14 protein-coding genes and 1 pseudogene are annotated in these 18,156 nt (G+C 66.5%); 8 read left to right on the forward strand and 7 right to left on the reverse strand.

Annotated features, from left to right (window positions below; translation table 11 throughout):
* The first annotated feature begins 160 nt into the window (after positions 1-160).
* The 7 genes from ACGFZQ_RS28890 to ACGFZQ_RS28920 all read left to right on the forward strand — a co-directional run bounded on the left by ACGFZQ_RS28890 (position 161) and on the right by ACGFZQ_RS28920 (position 9,129).
* Positions 161-658 carry a hypothetical protein gene (locus ACGFZQ_RS28890; RefSeq protein WP_393842810.1) on the forward strand — a complete coding sequence of 166 codons (498 nt, stop codon included), beginning with the start codon at positions 161-163 and terminating at the stop codon, positions 656-658.
* A gap of 800 nt (positions 659-1,458) precedes the next feature.
* The gene (locus ACGFZQ_RS28895; protein WP_393842811.1) at positions 1,459-2,007 is read left to right on the forward strand and encodes a hypothetical protein; all 549 of its coding nucleotides are present in this window, start codon (positions 1,459-1,461) and stop codon (positions 2,005-2,007) included.
* A 269-nt stretch (positions 2,008-2,276) separates the two neighbouring features.
* On the forward strand, positions 2,277-4,331 hold the full coding sequence (locus ACGFZQ_RS28900) for a hypothetical protein (RefSeq protein WP_393842812.1): 2,055 nt from the start codon (positions 2,277-2,279) through the stop codon (positions 4,329-4,331).
* Positions 4,315-5,076, forward strand: coding sequence for a hypothetical protein (locus tag ACGFZQ_RS28905; protein ID WP_393842813.1), 762 nt, complete (start codon positions 4,315-4,317; stop codon positions 5,074-5,076). Before ACGFZQ_RS28900 ends, ACGFZQ_RS28905 begins: the two co-directional genes overlap by 17 nt.
* Before the next feature lie 185 nt (positions 5,077-5,261).
* Positions 5,262-6,638 (forward strand): hypothetical protein, encoded by a 1,377-nt coding sequence (locus tag ACGFZQ_RS28910; RefSeq protein ID WP_393842814.1) that lies wholly within the window; start codon positions 5,262-5,264, stop codon positions 6,636-6,638.
* Positions 6,635-7,201, forward strand: coding sequence for a hypothetical protein (locus tag ACGFZQ_RS28915; RefSeq protein WP_393842815.1), 567 nt, complete (start codon positions 6,635-6,637; stop codon positions 7,199-7,201). Before ACGFZQ_RS28910 ends, ACGFZQ_RS28915 begins: the two co-directional genes overlap by 4 nt.
* Positions 7,198-9,129, forward strand: coding sequence for an AAA family ATPase (locus tag ACGFZQ_RS28920; RefSeq protein ID WP_393842816.1), 1,932 nt, complete (start codon positions 7,198-7,200; stop codon positions 9,127-9,129). Before ACGFZQ_RS28915 ends, ACGFZQ_RS28920 begins: the two co-directional genes overlap by 4 nt.
* Before the next feature lie 137 nt (positions 9,130-9,266).
* Here ACGFZQ_RS28920 and ACGFZQ_RS28925 read toward each other — a convergent pair whose 3' ends face one another.
* The 5 genes from ACGFZQ_RS28925 to ACGFZQ_RS28945 form a co-directional block, all read right to left on the reverse strand.
* On the reverse strand, positions 9,267-9,578 hold the full coding sequence (locus tag ACGFZQ_RS28925) for a hypothetical protein (protein ID WP_393842817.1): 312 nt from the start codon (positions 9,576-9,578) through the stop codon (positions 9,267-9,269).
* A gap of 127 nt (positions 9,579-9,705) precedes the next feature.
* Positions 9,706-10,566 (reverse strand): hypothetical protein, encoded by an 861-nt coding sequence (locus tag ACGFZQ_RS28930; protein WP_393842818.1) that lies wholly within the window; start codon positions 10,564-10,566, stop codon positions 9,706-9,708.
* Complete coding sequence (locus tag ACGFZQ_RS28935; protein ID WP_393842819.1) at positions 10,563-11,276, reverse strand: ParA family protein; 714 nt, start codon at positions 11,274-11,276, stop codon at positions 10,563-10,565. The genes ACGFZQ_RS28930 and ACGFZQ_RS28935 overlap by 4 nt, the downstream gene beginning before the upstream one ends.
* Before the next feature lie 189 nt (positions 11,277-11,465).
* Positions 11,466-12,053 carry a helix-turn-helix domain-containing protein gene (locus ACGFZQ_RS28940; protein ID WP_393842820.1) on the reverse strand — a complete coding sequence of 196 codons (588 nt, stop codon included), beginning with the start codon at positions 12,051-12,053 and terminating at the stop codon, positions 11,466-11,468.
* Positions 12,035-13,540 (reverse strand): transcriptional regulator, encoded by a 1,506-nt coding sequence (locus ACGFZQ_RS28945; protein ID WP_393842821.1) that lies wholly within the window; start codon positions 13,538-13,540, stop codon positions 12,035-12,037. The genes ACGFZQ_RS28940 and ACGFZQ_RS28945 overlap by 19 nt, the downstream gene beginning before the upstream one ends.
* 670 nt (positions 13,541-14,210) lie before the next feature.
* Here ACGFZQ_RS28945 and ACGFZQ_RS28950 point away from each other — a divergent pair.
* Positions 14,211-14,582: pseudogene (locus ACGFZQ_RS28950) on the forward strand (SMI1/KNR4 family protein); the annotation flags it as partial.
* Positions 14,583-14,891: 309 nt separating this feature from the next.
* Here the strand turns inward: ACGFZQ_RS28950 and ACGFZQ_RS28955 are convergent.
* Together ACGFZQ_RS28955 and ACGFZQ_RS28960 are read right to left on the reverse strand one after the other, a co-directional pair.
* Complete coding sequence (locus ACGFZQ_RS28955; protein ID WP_393843041.1) at positions 14,892-15,335, reverse strand: hypothetical protein; 444 nt, start codon at positions 15,333-15,335, stop codon at positions 14,892-14,894.
* Positions 15,336-15,378: 43 nt separating this feature from the next.
* Positions 15,379-17,865, reverse strand: coding sequence for a hypothetical protein (locus ACGFZQ_RS28960; RefSeq protein WP_393842822.1), 2,487 nt, complete (start codon positions 17,863-17,865; stop codon positions 15,379-15,381).
* Between the last annotated feature and the right edge of the window lie 291 nt (positions 17,866-18,156).

Genomic DNA, 18,156 nt, shown 5'->3' on the forward strand with positions numbered 1-18,156 from the left:
TCAGGGAGCGGAACTCACCCGTGGAAGTGCGCCCCGGGCAGACGCCCGCGCACTCCCAGCCACTGATCCCGTACACCACGACGAGGGACACCATCCGCTGAGGCGACTGGACCGAGACCCGGCCACCGCCGGAGGCCGGGCACGCCTGCTCCTGCACGACATGCTGACGAACCCACTCGACAGCCACGTCGAATGGACTGTCCTCACCGCCCGGCTTCTGCGGCTGCTGCCGGACCTGACCCAGAGCCCCTTGAAGGGCGTCACCCGTCTCACCGACCCCCTTGCCCACATCCCGTACGTCACCCAGCCAGCGCCCGTGCCCGATGCGCCGGCTGACGCGGACCACGGTGTAGTGGCGTCGGTTGCGGGATCGATCCAGAGCGCCAAGGGCGAAACCCACGCGGCCACACTCATCCTCGAATGCCTGGAACGCAGCGGCAAGAAGCATGACGTACACGAGGTCCTCGGACTCCTGAGCCGACAACAGGACGCCTCCAAAGCCCTGGTCACCATCCAGCGTGCGGCACAACTCGTCTTCGTGGGCGCCACCCGCCCCACCCACCTGCTCGCCTTCGCCGCGCACCGCACAAGAGCCGAACCGCACATCGAGGCGATGACCGCCCGTCGCTGGTCTGTCCACGACATCCGCACTCTTTGAGCGGCTGCTGGCTGGTCACGCACGACCGGGCAGGTGACCGGGACGTTGCGTAACTGCCTCTAGGCTGGATGGCGATCTTGGCGCGCCTCCGGACGACCATGCGGTGCGATCGGCCGAGCAATCGGCCTGTGCTGGAGCGTGAGGAGCGGCACAGGCTAGAACGCGCCCTTGCGTCCGGTCAGAAAATGCGATCAGGAAATCGCTTCGGGTGCGATGTCAGGGGGAGTGCGGCTCTGCCTGGAAGGAACTGGAGTATGCAGGCCTTAAGAGGGAAGGCCCTTGCTCGCCAATATTCCGATGTCTGGTTCGTGATGCGGGCGCGTTCTGCGTCGCAAGAGTGCGAGAAAAGCGTCAGTCGGCCGCAATCTGAGCGGTCACGCTGAATGGCATGCGTCTGACTCTCGCGCGATTACTGCTGTCCCCCGTCACCAGTGGCCGTGCCGCCTGGGCGGTGGCCCGTAGTCGTGGACGGCTCTCCTTCGATGTTGCGTGGCGCCGAGAACGCCTGGCCAGGCACCCTGATGAGTTGGTCTACCGGCTACACGGACACCTCCCGCCGCAGAGTCCAGGAGCCGGACGTGACACCGGACCTGTACACGGGCAACCGGACGCAGAACCGGGCCGCGAATACGAGACGTGAAGTCATTAGCGTTCGCGCTTAAGTGACTCCTGATACGGGAGAAACATGTGTGACAGAGGGGGAGCGGATGTCTTTCGGTCACGTTTTCAAAGAGGTGATTTCGCCGTTGGAGTGCGAGCGAGAATTTCTGGCATGAATCGACGCGAGCCAGGGGGAGTTCATGTCTGACTTCAGTGCTCTATCCGCGTTGCTCGGTGCCGGGCTGCCGGCCACGTTCACGTTCCTCTACCAGCGTCTTGCGAACCTTCTGGACGGGCATGGCGCACCTGAGGCCGACTTGACGGCACCAGTGCCGCTGCGAGGCGAGTTGGCCCTGCCTCTGACCGCCGATGAGGAGCAACTCGCGACGCATCGGGGAGAGCTGGAACTGCTGCGCGATGCTCTCGGCTCGTACCACCGCGGTGAGTCGCCCGTCGACGTGGGCAATCCCGAGCTGCTACGGGTACTGGGGCGACTGCGCGGCAGGCTAGAGGAGCTCTACGGACAGCGGCTGACGTTCCAGGGTGAGGAGGACCGGCAGCCTTCTGGTCCGTTCTCGCGGCAGAAGATCGACACCGTGCACGGCCACGTCACCGGCATGCATGCCGACGAAACCATCAGTGGATACGCGGAGACAGACCAGGACATCACCACGGTCGCCGAAGGGGCCACAGTCACCGGCATGCGTGCCCGGAACATCGGAAGCCCTGCCAGGCGACCTAAGGACTGAACCGTCACTTCCCGTGCCAGCCTCCAGAAGGGCTTCCTGTGACCTCCAGTGCTGCCTCGCCGCAAACCCCGGACGCACCCCCGGCCACTGCCTCATTCCCTGCACCACACCTCGTCTCGGGCCCCGCTCCTGACCCAACCACGGGGTCATCCAACGCATCCGAACCCGGCGAGCATGAAGCCTCCCCTGTCCCCGGCTTCCCCGAAGACGTCCCGACACCCCACGTCCCGGAGAAGTCGGACGTTCCCGCGCAACAGGGAGCCCCTGAAGTGGACGGCAGCTCCGAAGACACCGACCTCCACGATGAGATCACCGAGCCCGGCTGGACCGGACAGGTCAGCCAGCGCATCGGCACAAACCGCGGCACGGTCATCGGCACTCTCATCGAGCAGGGATTCCGCCGGCTGCGAGGCGTCACACTGCCTCCCGTGGAAGTCGCTGCGCAGCTGAAGACCTACGTCCGCCACGAAGACGACGACCAGGCCATACACAAGATCCTGGACCAATGGCCGGTCGTCGTCCTGACGGGAGCAGATGGCAGTGGCCGCTTCAGCACCGCCCTGGACGTACTGCGCCGCCGTGTTGGCGAGAACATCCGCCAAGTGCGCCGGGAACCAGATGAAGCGTTCCACATGGCTGGACTGCAAGAGACCGAGACCGGATGGATCCTGGACCTGCGCGCGGAACAGCCCCCAGCCGGCTTCGGCCGCGAACTGGTCGAGGACGCAGACCGGCTGCCCGAGGGATCCTGTCTCGTCGTCCTGATGAGCACCACGGCCTGGGGCAAATGCGGTCAGGGAGCAACGGAAATCGCCAGGCCACTGGAAGGGCCAGCACGCAAGGACATCCTGCGCAAGCAGCTGAAACAGGCTCCGTTCGCCATAAAAATCGACAAATGGCTCGCGCCCGAGCCCATCAGCAGGAGCCTCGACTCCCTTCTGCCGACGCAAGTGGCCGCCTGGGCGAATGCCATCATCACCACCGAGGACATCGAACGCCGCAACGGCCGCCCGGCATCCGACGCGTCGCCCGACACCGACTACTTCAAGGGCTTGGTCCTTGAGGTGGTCAAGGCCGCTGAAGACTGGCGCACCGAGCTTCTCAACTGGCACAACACCCATAGCGACAGCGCCTACCGCAACTACCTCCTGGCGGCCGCTGTACTGGAGGGCGCGAGCTCGGACAAGATCTACGACGCATCCGCCAGCCTGGCCACGGCACTCAAAGAGACGCCCGAGCCCCGCAGCGGCCAGCAGGGGCTGGGGGTCGTCGCACTGACACACACAGCCAACGCCGACCTGCAGCCCGACGGCACCATCCGCTTCCGGTACCACAACTACGCCGAAGCAGTCGTCGACTACTTCCTCGACGACCGCCCTCACCTTCTGGAGGAGTTCACCCGCTGGACCGCCGCCCAAGTCACCACCCTGGGCGAAGCAGATCTGGCCGCACCACTGGCCCAGCGAGTCAGCCACTGGACCGTGCGCTACACCGCGCGCCACCGCAGGACGAGCCTCCTGCGCTCGCTGGCCGAACAATGGTCCTCCTCCTACGCCGACGCCGCATGCGACCTGCTGGTCCTCGCCGCAATCGACGACCACGCCGGCGCTCTGGCCCGCAGCGCCTACCGGAGATGGACCAAAGAGACGGACACTCTCGGCACCGGCTTCAAAGTCGTCCTCATCCGGGCCTCCCAGCGCCTCGCCACCATCTACCCGACCAGCATGCTGAGCAGAATCGCTGAACTGGCCACCCCCGCACACCAGGACACCGTCCACAGCGACAAGGTCACCGCAGCCATCAGTCAGGCCCTAAACGCCCTGTGGGACCAGGACGACCAACGATCGGCCATCCATAAGCAGCTCACCCAGTGGGCTGGGGACCACCGCAAGCCCCAGCAGTCGGCGGCGCAAAGCACCTTCGCCCACCTCGCCACCCGCCGCACGCCTAACGGGCCAGCCCTGCTGACAGACTCACAGATCACGACTGAGTGGCTGACCGACATGTGGCGCAGCGCCCTGCCCACGAACGTCTGGTCCCCGACCGTGGCCCAGGCATTCGCGTACTGGATGCAGACCGCACTGGACACACCCGACTTCAGCCCCACCATTCAGCAGATCTTCCTGCACGCTGTACATCGCCCCACCGACCCCCACTACAGCGCACCACGCATGATCGCCATGCAGAACCTTCTCTACAGCTGGGCCCCCGCGCCGCCTTCGCAACAACCCAGCGACGCCACCCAACTGCGCGACCAGCTGTTGACCCGCCTGTGGGCCGAAGACCCCGCCGCACCCCCTGACGCCCATGCGCCGCGACCGTAACCGAGCCGGCTGGCCCGCTCCCCGGGCCGGCAAGCTCACCGACAGCGACAGCATGTACGCGCTGCCCAGCAACGCCCCCGGTTACAACTTCCACACACACCTGACCGGACGATGGGAGGAAACACCCGCCGCCCGGCAACACCACGACCCCCGTGCGGCAGCCACCCACCACGCTCTTGAAACAGCCCGCGTCGTGACACGCCTGTATCCCCTTACTGAACATCAGGCTGCTCAAGCTCACATCAACAGCCGACTCGGCACCTCACACGACCTCGTCGATGCTCCCGTCCGCCTCCTATGGGCGCGAGTGCAGCTGACAGCTGACACATCAGACATCGAGGCGGTCGTCTGCCTCCAACGTCGGATCCACGACGAGGCACTGAACGAACAAGCCAACCGCCAACGCCAGCGCCAGGCGGAGGAACTGCACCGGGCCTTGTCCACGACGCCCACACTGGCTCTCGCCCACTGGCTCATCCACCAGCCACAAGCCGCCGACCAGAACACCATCGAAGCCTTGAGTCAGCTGACACGAGAAATCACCACCTACGCTCCGCATACTGTCTGGGTCCAAGTCGCCCACCTGCTCCAGTCCTTTGTGCAGGACCTCGACGTGCCTGCCCGCATGAACCTCGTCGACAGCCTCGCTCAGATCTTCACCCGTTACGACCAGCCAGAACTTGCAGACCATCTGCGTTCTATCGCAACGCAGATGCAGTCCGTCAACGGACACTCGCCGAGCTAACCGCGCCCCGGCGCGAGAAATGCGGCATTTGGCATGCCTGTCGCTGATGACGCCGGCGTTAGGGGCACTGATAGCCGGGCCGCTGCGCGCCATCTCAAGAGGTGTATGGCCCGCCGGTCGCGCAGCAGGACTTGACCGTGAGCTTGCGAACACGGAAAGTTACGCCTGTGATCCAGGGGGTGTAATTGGACGCGAACGCAACGGGCCCGACCGCTGTTGAGCTGTTCTGGACGGTGCCGCAGCCGGACGACGCAGGCGCGCAAACGGCCGACCTGTTTGATTGGCAAGCAGCGATGGCTACCGCCGACGGTCTGTCCCTCTACGAGACGGCGCTCGACAGCGATGGCCTCCTTGCAGCAGATAACACCTGCCGCATCGTCTGCGAACGCCACGAGGACTGGGCAGTCGTGGTCGACGACGACGTCGAACTGGTTTCAGCAAAACACCGAGATGCCCCTTACGGCGCCTACACCACCATCAATCAGCTCGCTGACGATGGCGGAATCGCCCACCTGTTCAACCGATGGCACACCCTGGGCGAGAAGCCCACCTGCCGCCTGGTGACCACTCCTGGACTGTCGGGTACCGCCCAAGACCTGGCCACCACCATCCAGCACCTCCGCGCACTGCGCATGAGCGGCCTTCCCCTCGCCACCGGCGAAGAGCAGCAGAAGCCGATCAAGGACTTGTGCCGGTGCATACGGCAGCACACCAAACCGGAGCGCCTCCCAGCCCTCTGGAATCAGAACAGCAACCCGAGGGAACCGACAGAGGAAGAACAAGCCCAGGTTGCCCGCTTTCTCTCCATGCTCGTCATCGACCACACCCGTCTTCCACGGGGCTTCGTCGCATACGCAGCGGCCAACATGTACGCCAAACCCGTACTGGAACGACTCCGCACGCAGGCGGCACCAGACCCGGTGTGGCAGGCCGTTCACGACCTCATGCGCGTCCGGATGAGGGCAGCAGGCCCCATACCTCGCGGGAAGCTCCCAGCGGTCCTCGCCTACAAGCCAGGCACCCCGCTGCCCAGCACCGCGGACCTGGAACGCGCGGACGTCAGTCGCATCGTTGCCATGACAGATATCGACATCGCGATCAGAACGGCAATAGCCCATCCGCGAGGCTTCCAACCGCTCGTCCCCCAACCTCGTCTCAGCCACCTGTCGGTCAAGATGAACGCCGGCCACTGTGGCGACAACAGCATCGAACGGGCAGAAGAACTGCACCGCGAGTACCGGGACTACTGGCGCCAACGGCTCAGCGGAGATCCTGCTGCCCGCGCCGAGCAGGCCAGACTTCGCCGACGCCTGCACCGTGTGAGTGACGAGGCCGCAGCAGCGGCATCGAATCCCACCATTCAAGGAAGAGCGCTCTGGCGAGAACTGCAACGGCGCGTTGATGACCTCCCCGAAGAGGCGCTGCCCGTGGGCATGGACGCTGACCTGGTCCTCGGCGGTATCTGCGACCTCACCAGCGAGTGCAAGGTGTGGTTCAGTGAGCGCTTCGACGTCGAAGGTGAAATCGCGCGCCTTCGAACCCAGCGAGGAGATGCATCATGAGCCACGATGCCATCGAACTGGCTCTGTTGCGCGAAGACCTTGCCTACCACCAGGCCCGAGTCCTACTCCTCGTGACGGCCGTCGCTTCCACGCCCGGACATCAGAGCAAGCTCGACGGCCTCACCAAACTGGCGAAGCTCGATTTTCTGGTCCGCTACCCCGCACTCGCACCGCAGGTTCTTGAAGAACTCCAGCCCGCAGATCCGCGGCTGCATCTCACACCGGCTGACGACGCGCACCCCACAGATGTCGAAGCGCCCATGACCCGCTACAAATACGGGCCCTGGGACGATCGCTACTACTCGGTGATCGGTGCCCTCGTCGGACGCGGACTCGTCATCTACAAGCGCGGCCGACAAGGAAGTGTCGCCCTCGCCCCCACCGCCGCCGGCAAACGACTCAGCAGAGACATGTCTGCCACGAACCAGTGGGCGCCGATCAGCGACCGGTGCCACGCAGTCGCCGAAGCAGCCACCGGACTCACAGGGAACGCCTTGAAGGACCGCATCTACCAGCGACTTGCACCGCTCATGAACCGCCCCCACCGGCAGGTGATCCGATGAGCACACAGTTCCGGATCAATGCGGTCACTCTTGCCACCACGGAAGGAGAGGTCAACTACCGCTTCCCTTCCGACCTGACCGTACTCGCCGGACCGACTGGCGTCGGCAAGACCACCTTGCTGGAACTCATCAAGTTTGGCTTCGGCGGCGATGCGAGGCTGGCCACCGTCGCCCAAGAACACGTCAACGACGTCATCCTCGACGTCACGATCGGCGACCAAAGGCTGCGCATCGCGCGCAGTCTCGACAGCACCAAGCGCAAGAAGGCACGCGTCACCGACCTCACTGCGCAAGAGCGTCTCCCGGACCACCACATCGGCACGGCCCAGCCCAGCCTCAATACTCTCCTGCTCAGCGCTCTGGGACTCCCCGACGACATGAAGGCTGCGGCATCCGGACAGAGCACCAAAGCCGGCAGCCGAATCACATTCAACGATGTCTTCTCCGTTCTGTACCTTCCCCAGTACGAAATCAATATCGACATCGCCAACAGCCGGCAGAGCTATCTTGAACCCAAACGGAAAACCGTCTTTGAGCTCATGTTCGGGCTCACGGACTCCTCCATTCTGGACATGCGCTCCCAGGTAAATCTACTCAAAGGTAAAATCGCAACAGCAACTGAACAGTACAATGCGGTTCTCCAATTCCTTCGTGACAGCTCAACCACGCAAAGGATTGAGGCAGAGGCAGCCTTCGAGCGGGCAATTGTCACAGAACATGAAGCAGAATCTGAGCGGACTGCACTGCGTGATGAAATTGATCCCGTAGTCGATCGTCACACACAAGTCATGCGCGACCTGCTCACAGAGGCAGAGCGAAGTCTCGCCGACACCCGTGCCACGGTAAAAGAACTGCAACGCCAAAAAAACGAATGTGCTCAAGAGCGGCGGCGAGTCCAGTCGGATCTGGACCGGCTCAACAGAATGCGCGACGCTGGCGAGCGACTCGCCAACATCGAATTCCTCGTCTGCCCGCGGTGCATGCAGTCTCTGTCCGGGCGAGAGGTGCCCGCAGACACCTGCCGCGTCTGCCTCCAGCCGGACCCCGTGGAGGCCTCTGGCGAAGAGGATCAGTACGAGCTGCGCCAGCTGACCCAGCAACTTGAAGAGATGGACGACCAACTTGACTCCCTGATCCTGGGAATCAGTGAAGCGAATGACGCAGCAGAGGGCAGGGAAAACCTGGTCCAAAAACTCACCGAAGAACTCGACAGCCGCACCGTTGACCGCGTCACCCCCAGACTTCAGGCCTACAGCGACGCCACGGAGCGTCTGGCCACAGCCCGGGCCCAGCAGGAGCAACTCGAAGGGGTGCTGCGCCAGTGGGACCGGGTCAACGACCTGGAAAACGCAGTACAGGAACTGCGGACTCAGCAGGAACGACTCCAGGCCCGGATCGACCAGGCGACACTAGCGCTTACATTGCGGCGAAACGAGATACTGGACGAGATCTCGGAAGAATTCCAGGCCGCAGCGACAACGCTTCGCATTCCAGGGGTACAGACTGCAGCAATCCACCGCACCAACTATTTGCCAGTCCTCAACGGAAAAATCTTCTCGGACCTCATGCCTCCCGGCGGAGGCATGATGACCGCAACGCAGCTCGCATACTGGACTTCACTTCTGGCCGTAGCGCTCAGAAACCCGGATACTCCCTACCCGGCGTTCCTTCTCATCGATACACCCCGACTGGCCCTCAACACCCCCAATGACGAGCTAGCGGCCGCACTGTATCGGAGGCTGGTAACGCTGGCTGACGCCAATCAAAGGAAAGTGCAGTTCATCGTCGCCGATAACAATCTGCCGGCCGAGTACCGAAGCCACTACTCTGAGATCGACTTCGACTACGACAGCCCCACCGTTTCAACAATTCACCACCCTGGTTTGTTGAATGTCAAGACAATCGATAAACCTGCGGAACCCTCGTAGAGGTCGTGAGTGGTGATCCTGAGTGCACAGTGCCTGTGCTGTGGGGTGATCTAGCAGCACGAGCTGCTCCAGTTTTTTGGTTTGGGCACGGGGTGCGGGATGGCCGATTCGAATCGCAGTTGATCGGGCTGCCCCGGTCATGGCGTTTCCCTCTTGGTCGGGGCGAGGCCGGGCAGGTAGCCCTTTGCCCGGAGCCAGGTGTCGAGGGCGAGGGCGACGATGTCACCGTGGGGGATGTCGGTGTCGGCGTTGTAGCGGCGGATCCGGCGCTGGAGCTGGAGGACTTCGGGGACGGCGTAGTTGAGTTGTCCGCGTTTGGTGTGCCGGTTTCTGATGATGTCCAGAGTGTCCGGGTGCGGCGTAAGAGCGTCGTTGTTTGGATGCGACTCGGTGTCGAGCGCGTCGGCGATTTCACGCAGTCGGCGGGCATGATGGGAGTGATCAGGCACGAGAGCTGCTCCGGTCGGTCCGGCTAGGCGGATAGCTATCCGCCTATTGGGATATTGGAATAGTCGGAACGAGAGGCGGCCGCATCCCGCGGTGGGGACGGCCGCCTCTCGTGCACTGCGGTCGGATTCAGAAGCCGCGGGCGGTGAGCCACTCGTCCAGTGCGACCGAGACGATGTCGCCGATGGGCAGGTGATCGAGTTCGTTGTCCAGCGCGAAGCGCTTGATCCGCTTCTTTAGCTTGAGCGCGGCGGGGACCGACGAGTCGAGGCTCTCGCGCGCGATGATGCGCTGGTTGAGAACGACGGCGGTCTCGGGAATGTCCTTGGGACGGCCGGGGCCATGGGCCCACGGGGTTCCCTCGCTGGGAGCCTCCTGCGATCGAGTGTCCTGTTCCTGGTGAGCCCCCGGACCCTCGGTCCTCACCGGGAACGCGGTGCCGCCTGCGACCGGAGGGACTGCCGGGCGAATGGCTACCTCGGCGGCCGGAGCCGCACCGGAAGCCGCGGACGTGACAGGAGACGGACCATGCTGCGCAACAGGTTCAGCTGGCTGTGTGGGCTGGACCGCAGGTGTTGCAGGCTCGGCAGCCGGGACCACAGGCGGCACCTGCCGCTCAACAGGCTCCCCACCGGCCCCCGTCCCCGCCTCAGGGGCGACGACGGCCGGGCGAACCGGCTGACTGGCGGCCGGCTCCGGCATGGAGCCGCTCGGCGCCTCGGCAGTCGGCTGGGCTGAGGTCTGCGCCACTTCGGGCACCGCCTCGGTCGGTCCCTGTGCCGATGCCTGGGCGGGAACGGCGGAAGGTGCGGGCTGAACCTGTGGCCTGCTGGCAGCGGGATGGACATTGCCCTGGTCGGCTGCCCGTTCAGCAGCGAACTGCTCGGGGGTGAGCTCGGCGGCCGGCGGCGGGGGCGGCGGGGTCGCCTTCTTGGTGCCGCCGAGGGCGCGACCGGTGCGGCGGGCCGGGGGCTTCATACGCTCGGTCATGCCGTCAGCTCCTTCATCAGCTCGGCGTACTCGCTCAGCTCGGTCGGGATCTCGCCGAAGGCCTCCATGTAGTGCACCCAGGAATGGATGGTGGTCTCGGCGAGCGGGAACGCCTCGTCGCGGTCCGGGCCGATGCCCTCGCCCTCGGCGGGGTCGAGGAGTTGGTCCTTTGCCCGGCTGGGCAGGCTGGTGCGGTCGTCGGCTTTGACCATCACGACGTGGGCGGTGACGCCGTGCTCGTTGCGGGCGGCGGCGCGTTCGGCCTCGTCGAAGGTGGCCACGAGCTTGCGGCGCTCGATCTTGGTGGGTGCGACCGGCACGATCAGCCGGTTCGCCTCGATAACAGCCTCGTGGAAGATGCGGGCACTGCCGCCGCCGGCGTCGACCACGATCGCGCCGAACTCGGCGCGCTTGGCGCGGATGTACTCGGCGATGTCATCGAACGGGTACCGCTCGACCACCAGGTTCTCGGGAATCTCGAAGCCGGCGGCCTGGGCGACCTTGAACCAGTCGTAGGCGGACTGGCTGGTGGCGTCGGCGTCCAGCAGCAACGTGGGCAGGCCGAGGACGACGGCGTAGTAGAGGGCGATGAACCAGGCGGAGGTGGTCTTGCCTGTGCCGCCCTTGAGCATGCCGACGACGATCACGAAGGCGTCCCAGGTGCGGGCTGTGGCCGCCGCCAGGGTCTTGTGACGGGTGTTCTCGTTCACGTGTGCTTGATCTCCTGAAATTGGAAGGGGTGTTGTCCTGTGGTCGCCGACGGCAGCGCCGACGTTCGGTCGTGGCTGCTTGTCGACGACGGGGGTGCACGTGCTGCAGTGCTGTGTCCGGGATGGCGCACGGTCGGTCTCTTCATCTGTCGGGCCTGGCGAGGGACCACTGCGAGGACGGCAGCGCCCTCATGAGAGGTGCCTCGGGCCGCGGGCCGGGCCGTGGTTGTGCTGGGAACGCATGCGGGTGCCGGCTTGGTGCAGGAGCCGGTAGACGGTGGCGACGGAGTAGCTGTGTTCCTTGGCGAGGTCCGGGACCGTGGCTCCGGCCTCGTACCGCGCCCGCAGGGACACCGCGAGCTTCCGCCGCTCGGCGGCCCGCGCTGCGGCCCGCATCCGCAGCGTCTGCTGCGTGGTGCGCACGGTGCCGCCGGCCTCGATCAGCAGACGTCGGGCACCACGTCTCGTCTCTCCCGCAGCCGCGGAGAGCTCGGTGAGGGTCGCGCCGTGCTGCTCGTACAGGGTCCGCAGATGGGCCGCGAGGCGTTTGCGCGCCTGCGGATCCTGACGCATCCGACGGGTCTGCCACGACGTCCGCATCACGGTCCCCGCGTCGTGTAGCCGATTGAGGACCGTGCCGTACGACAGGCCACTGCTCGCAACGAGTTCGTCGACCGTGGCACCGGACTCGTACTGCTCGCGAAGCGCTTGGGCGGTGACCTCCTCGCTGTGACTGGCCGGGGTCGGAGGGGGTGGGTTCACGCTGCGGACTCCCATTCGCTGAGGGCTTCGGCATGGGCGGCGGCCAGCTCGTCGTAACTGCGCTGGTCGGCAGGGGTGATGAGGATCAGCCGTCCATCGGTGGCGATCCGCCAGTCAGGAGCGGCGCGGCCGGTGACCGGATCGAGGACGCATCCGTCTGGGGCCTGCCACGCGGAGGGAATCTCGTCGGGGCGTGGTGCGGGGACCAGAACCCGGCGCCCATCGCGGACGATCACCACGGCCTTGCTGCGGTGCTCCGACAGCCGCTCCAGCACATCCCGGTACGCCCCGCGCTCGGCAGCGTGCAGCGCCTCGCGCTGGGCCGCGACGCCCGTGGTTCCATGCCGCTTCGCTACTGAGTCCCAGCCCTGAGCCGGCTTGGCGTTCTCTTCGGTCGCAGCCTTCAGAGAGCTGCTGCCGAAGCCCTCCAGGGCGCGAGGTGCGAGAGTCCAGGTCTCACCGCTGTGGTGGACGAGGCCGTGGTCGGCCAGGCGTCGCAAGGTGCGGTAGATGGTGGCGCGGGATACCGATGACGAGCCGACAAGTTCGCCGACCGTCTGTGCCGGGCAGGCGTGCAGTGCGCCGATGATCAAGAGAGCGGCGCTGCCCAGGCCGTGGTGGGCGAAGGCATCGTGGCCCATCAGTCGGCCGATGACGGTGGAGTCGATGTCGGCCGCTGCGCCCGTCTCAGGGGTGGGCCACTCCTCAAGTGCCGGGTCGGGGGGGTACTGAGTGGTCCGGAAACGAGATTGCGCTACGGGGATGCTGTGGCGGTCGGGGCTGCCGTCGGCGAGATACCAGGTCGAGCCTTCGCGGCCGTGGCCGACGCGCAGACGTCGCAGCCAGCCCCGCGGTTTGAGGACGGTCTCGTAGACGACCCGGAGGGTGGTGCGGGATATCCCCGCTTCCTCCGCGGTCTGCCGCTCGCTGGCGTGGTGCAGGGGACCGCCCGCGATCTCGGCGAAGTTCAGATGCGCCCGCAGGACCCGCAGCGCGGTCCGTCCACGTTCCCCTCGCCAGGGCGTCGTCTCGATGCGGTCGCGCAGCTCGGCAAGCACCTCGTACGCGTGGTGCCGCGATTCCAGCACCGTCGTGCTGCTGACCGCGGCCGAGGCGCTGGCCCATACCCGGCCGATGTACGCCAGGGCACGTGAGTGCCCGGAGCGCAGCGCGATGTTCCGGGCGTGCCGCCCGCCCTCGTGCTCGGGGTGCAGCAGTAGCTGCGTCAGCTGGTCGACGGTGCCGCCGGCGCGAGCGACATGGCAGGCGATGGCCGACGTGATCCGGTGCCCGTGCTCGGCCGCGCCCTGACGGTTCCCGCGCAGGGACACGTTCTGGCCGTCGGAGGCGAGCTTGCTGTAACTGCCCGCCGCGTAGCGGCCGGTGAGGTCCCCGAGCAGAATGAGATCGGCTGCGGCCGTAGGCAGCTGGTGAAGGCCCAGTCGCTCGCCTGGGTGAAATGGCCGTCGGGAAGAACCTGTCTGGTGGGTGCTGTGTGGCACTGTGGAGCCGTCCCGCAAGGACAGAGACGCCACCCAGGCCCGCTAAAACCACGGGTGGTGTCCGGTACCGACCTCCAATCGGTGCCAGCGAAGCCTCCAGGATGGCCATCCTGGAGGCATTCGTATGCCTGGCTCCGATGCTGGAGGCAGACGTCCCCATCGCGGCTCGACCGAGGTCGATTCCGAGTGCCGTCAGCTGGTTCACAGCCTGACCAACGCCGTCTGACCTGGGCCGACTCGGACCAAAACAGAGGACGATTGCCTCTGATTGCCTCCGAGCAGCTCGGTTCGAATCGGGGTCGAATCAGAGCGGTTTCCTCTGACTGCCTCCGGTCGCCTCTGCAACCCGACCTAGCAGGTCACAACCGATACGCCCCACGAAAGCGCAGGTCAGAAAGGTGCTCCAGGAATACCCGGCGTACAGCCCGACTCGTCTGCCTCGCCCTATGGTCGAGCACCCCTGTCAGTCTCGATGCCCCGTCGATGCCTCGGTCCCGCTCTAGGTGCATTCGCGGCTCCGAATTTTCCGTGGCGCAGGCCACAGTAGCGAGCGCAGGGGGCCCGTAGCGTCGTGGGCATGACCGACGACCAGCAGCACAAGGGGGCCGTGGCGGGCGCCTGGGCGAGGATCGAGACGTGGCTGAGGCAACACGCTCCACGCTCCTACCGGATGCTTCCCCCGCCCGCCCCGGAGGCCGACATCCACGAGGTCGAGCAGGAACTCGACCTCACCATCCCACCGGGGCTCAAGGCCTTCTACCGCATCCGCAACGGCACCGGTCATCCAGCGGACTTCGGCTGGACACCCGAACCTGAGACTGGGCTCCCTCCGCAAGGACAGGGAGCGGCCTGGCTGCTGCCGATGAAGCACGCGATCCCCCCGGTGCAGCATCTGCCGACCTGGGGCGAAGGCCCCCACACCATCGGCCGACCCGCAGAACACGCGATGCGATACCTGGCCTTCGCCGCGACCGACCGCAGTGGCCTGTACGGGCTGTTCGCCGACTGCACGCCAGGGCCGGGCTACGGGCGAATCGGGACCTTCGAAGAGGCCGGCGTCCCCGAACTGGGCGTGTGGTCGTCGTTCACCGACTACCTCATCGATGTCGCCGACGCCCTGCACGAGATCCGCGGCGTGGAGTACGCGGACGGACGCCAGGACACCACCGTGCCCGGTCTCGTCGATCCAGGCCCTGGTCTGGGACGGCCCCGTGTATCCGGTGGATCCGGACTGGATGCGCTTCGCATAGCCCTGTGGCCGGCTCCGTCCTTCGGCTCGGGGTGGAGAGGCTGCTGCGCAGGTGCGGCCACCGCGGCGATGCGTCAGCGCAGTCCCGGGCTCTCTCTGCGGTCAGCCGCCCAGCCGTCGGGTGAGCTCCTGCGCCAGTTCGTCACCCGCTGCCGAGACCGTGCTGCTGACCAGCGGGTCCAGGAGAAAGTGCCGTACCGCGTCGGCGAACTGGGGGAGGCGGCGCCGGAACCAGCCCTGGACGTGCTCCATCGTCGCCAGATCGGGAACGTCGGCGGTGACGGCCTCCTCCAGATCGTCGAGTTTGGCCAAGGCGTCGGCCGCGACGTTCGCGTCGAGACCCGCGGTCTCGATCAGGTCGCGAAGTCCGGCGATGGCCGTCGTCAGGTCCGCCCTGTCCGCGACCGGTTCCATCGCCGGTGTCACGGTGGTCGTGGTCTGGTGTTGCTCGGCGGTGACGTGGTGGCCGACCGTGATCTGACCGGTCGCGTCCCGGCCGACACGGATGGTGACGTTCTGGCCGCCCGGAGGCTGTTCATGCTGCATGGAGTGGTTCCTCAGTGCCGGGGCCGAACCGGCCCGCTGGTCCTCAACTGCCGTCGGAGGTGATGGCTTCGCATACGTCGGTGCCTGACGCGTCCTCAAGATCGTGCGCGGTGGTGACGCACGCGGAGAGCGGCAAGTGCTGCCCGCTCTGGGCGTCACTGCTCTTCTGCCACGCCTTGAAGGCGGTGATACGTTTGTCTGTCATCGTGAACGTGCAGGTGGCGGAGCGCCGACCTTCGTCGCAGCCGTACCAGACCGGCGTGGTGTCGTACGCCTCGGGCTGGCCGAACCGAAGAGACTTGTACGGGTCGGGTCCGTCGATCACGGCGGTCAGCCGGATGCTGCCGCCGACGGCGAGCCGGAACGGACCACAGGCGGTCGACCCGCCGCTGTCGGGCGTGACATGGGCATCGAAGGTGTCGTGGAAACACTCGCCGCCCGCACCGGTGACCGTCACCCGCCAGTTGCTGGGCATCGAGATCATGTAGGGATACGTGACGGGCTTCGCGTCCGAGGGGTTCGAACGCCCACAGGTGGCGCGGCCGTCCGCGTCTTCGGAGCTGTCGGTGGAGACACACACCGTCTTGGCCTTGTCGGCGGTGATCGTGCACGTGGTGGCCGCCGGGCCTTCCTCGCACCCCCAGTAAAGGACTCTGGTGCCCGTCGGCAAGGTTCCCGCCGGGTCCACGGACACCGGGCCCTTGCGACCCTTGGCCGTCTTCACCACGGTCGTACAGTCGGTGCCGGACGCGTCCTGGCGGCAGCCTGCCTGTGGTGTGCCGGGCATGGTGACCCGCAGGGCCGAGGTGACGACGTGGACCTTGACCGGCACAGTGTCCTCGCCGCCACGGTGCAGCCCGAGCACGGTGCCGCCCGCGACGGTGGCCGCCAGAGCGCCGCCCACGACCAGTTTGGCGCCGATGCCCAGTTTCGAGGCGGTCGCCTTCGCGATGGTTGCCGGACCATGGCCGTGGACGGGGGCCTGGCCGGAGGACGAGGCGGGATCGTGAGACGCGGTGTGCCCGCCGCCGTGCTGGGCGATGTCGGTCGGAAGAGAGCCGGGGGCGCACAGGGATGTGCCGTGCTCGGCGGCGTGCGCCCCGCCCTGTTCGCCGAGCTCGCGCCACAGTGTGGCCGCCAGGGCGAGTGCCGCCACGGCGGCGACGCGTTTTCCTGTCACCAGCCGGCGGATACCGTCCTCATGGGTGAAGTAGGCGATCAGAGGGCGGTCGCCCGCCTTCCGGGCCGCTGCGCCGCCTCGCTCCAGGATCCGGCCCCAGGCGCCCATCCGCAGCGAGAGTGCGGTGCCCGGGGCAGCGGTCCGGGCCAGCCGCGCACCGGGCGCCGGGTGTCCTGCCGTCGTGACCGCGTCGACGACTCCTGCGATCAGCTCGGCCTGTGCCGCGAGGTCGGCCGGGGTCCGCTCCGGGTCGGCCACCCAGTGCCGCAGGCGTTCGCACAGAGCCACCAGTTCGTCCGCGTCCGCTTCGGACCCGGCACCGGTCTCGCGCGGCACACCTGGCGCCCATCGGTAGCCGTGATCTGTTTCCACAGCCAGGCCGGCCGTGACCAGCCGATCGCAGACATCGCGCATGTCGTCCAGGCCACGTGCCGTGTTGGGCTCGCCGTCCGCCTGCTGAGGAAGCAGCACCGACAGGAGCCTTGGGCCGGTGCCCCCCTCGCCGGCCAGTGCCAGGATCTGCCTGACCGCGCGCTCGCGAGCGGAGAGCCGTTCGATGACCAGCGGCAGTAGTTCCGCGACCTGCGCCGGGCGAGGCAGCGGCCCCCCGGACCGGTCAGCCACCGCGGCTGCGGCGAGCAGCTGAAGAGGGGCCCCCTCGGTCAGTCGCCACAAGGCCTTCGCGGCACGTAACTCGTCGGTGTCGAGATCCCGTGCCAGGGTCCGTTCCAGCAGCTCAAGGGAGTCCGCCTGCCCGAGTCCGCCCAGTCGCCTGGCAAGACCCTCGCCCCACAGGGTGCGCTCCGTGGTCGTCATCAGGTATGCGGCGGACGGGGCGGCATCGAGCAGTTCGTCCAATTCCTCTGCCGGACAGCCGATATCGTCCAGTAGAAGTCGGAACTCGTACCCGGACATCAGGGCACGCAGTTCGGCCCGGCCCGGCCGGTAGCCGGGCGCTTTGTAGCATGCTTCGAAGACATCCTGCAGTACGTCGCCAAGCTCGCGGCCGGTCGCGGACAGGAAGACGACCCGCTGCCCGTCCTCGGCCATCCGATGCGCCACCCCGCGCAGCAGCGTGCTCTTGCCGATGCCGGCGGCCCCGTGCAGCTGCACCGGGCCACTTCGGTCCACCATCCGGACGACGTCGGCCGTCTCGTCCTCCCGCCCAACGACGTGCAGGGCAGGGCGCGGCAGCAGCATCACGTCCTGCCGTGGAACCGGAGTGGGCAACTGGTCGGACTGCACCACGGTGACCGTGGAATAGCTGCCCGCCACCTGAATCACATGGTGCCCGACCGCGATCTGCCCGCTGACATCCCGGCCGACTTCGATACCTATCGCGCCAGTCATCCCTACCCCCTAACCGGCGTTCCCGTCCAGGGAATCCACTCGGGGCGGAAAGCCTCCCGCGCGCAGCACCACGGGAACAGGGCGCGCGGAGGCGTCCGTCGGGCGCCTCCGCGCAACTCACCACTCTTCATGCGCGGGCGCGGCGTCCTGCTCTTGGCAAGGGAGACCAGGCATGGCATCTTCCGCCGCCACTGCGACCAGCGGTACGACGGTCAGTACCGCCAGGTACTCTCAAACACATCGTCAACGCGGCCCGACGGGCTTCCGCTCTGCCCCGGTGGAGTCTCGAAG

The organism is Streptomyces sp. NPDC048254 (assembly GCF_043201895.1).
GTDB lineage: Bacteria > Actinomycetota > Actinomycetes > Streptomycetales > Streptomycetaceae > Streptomyces.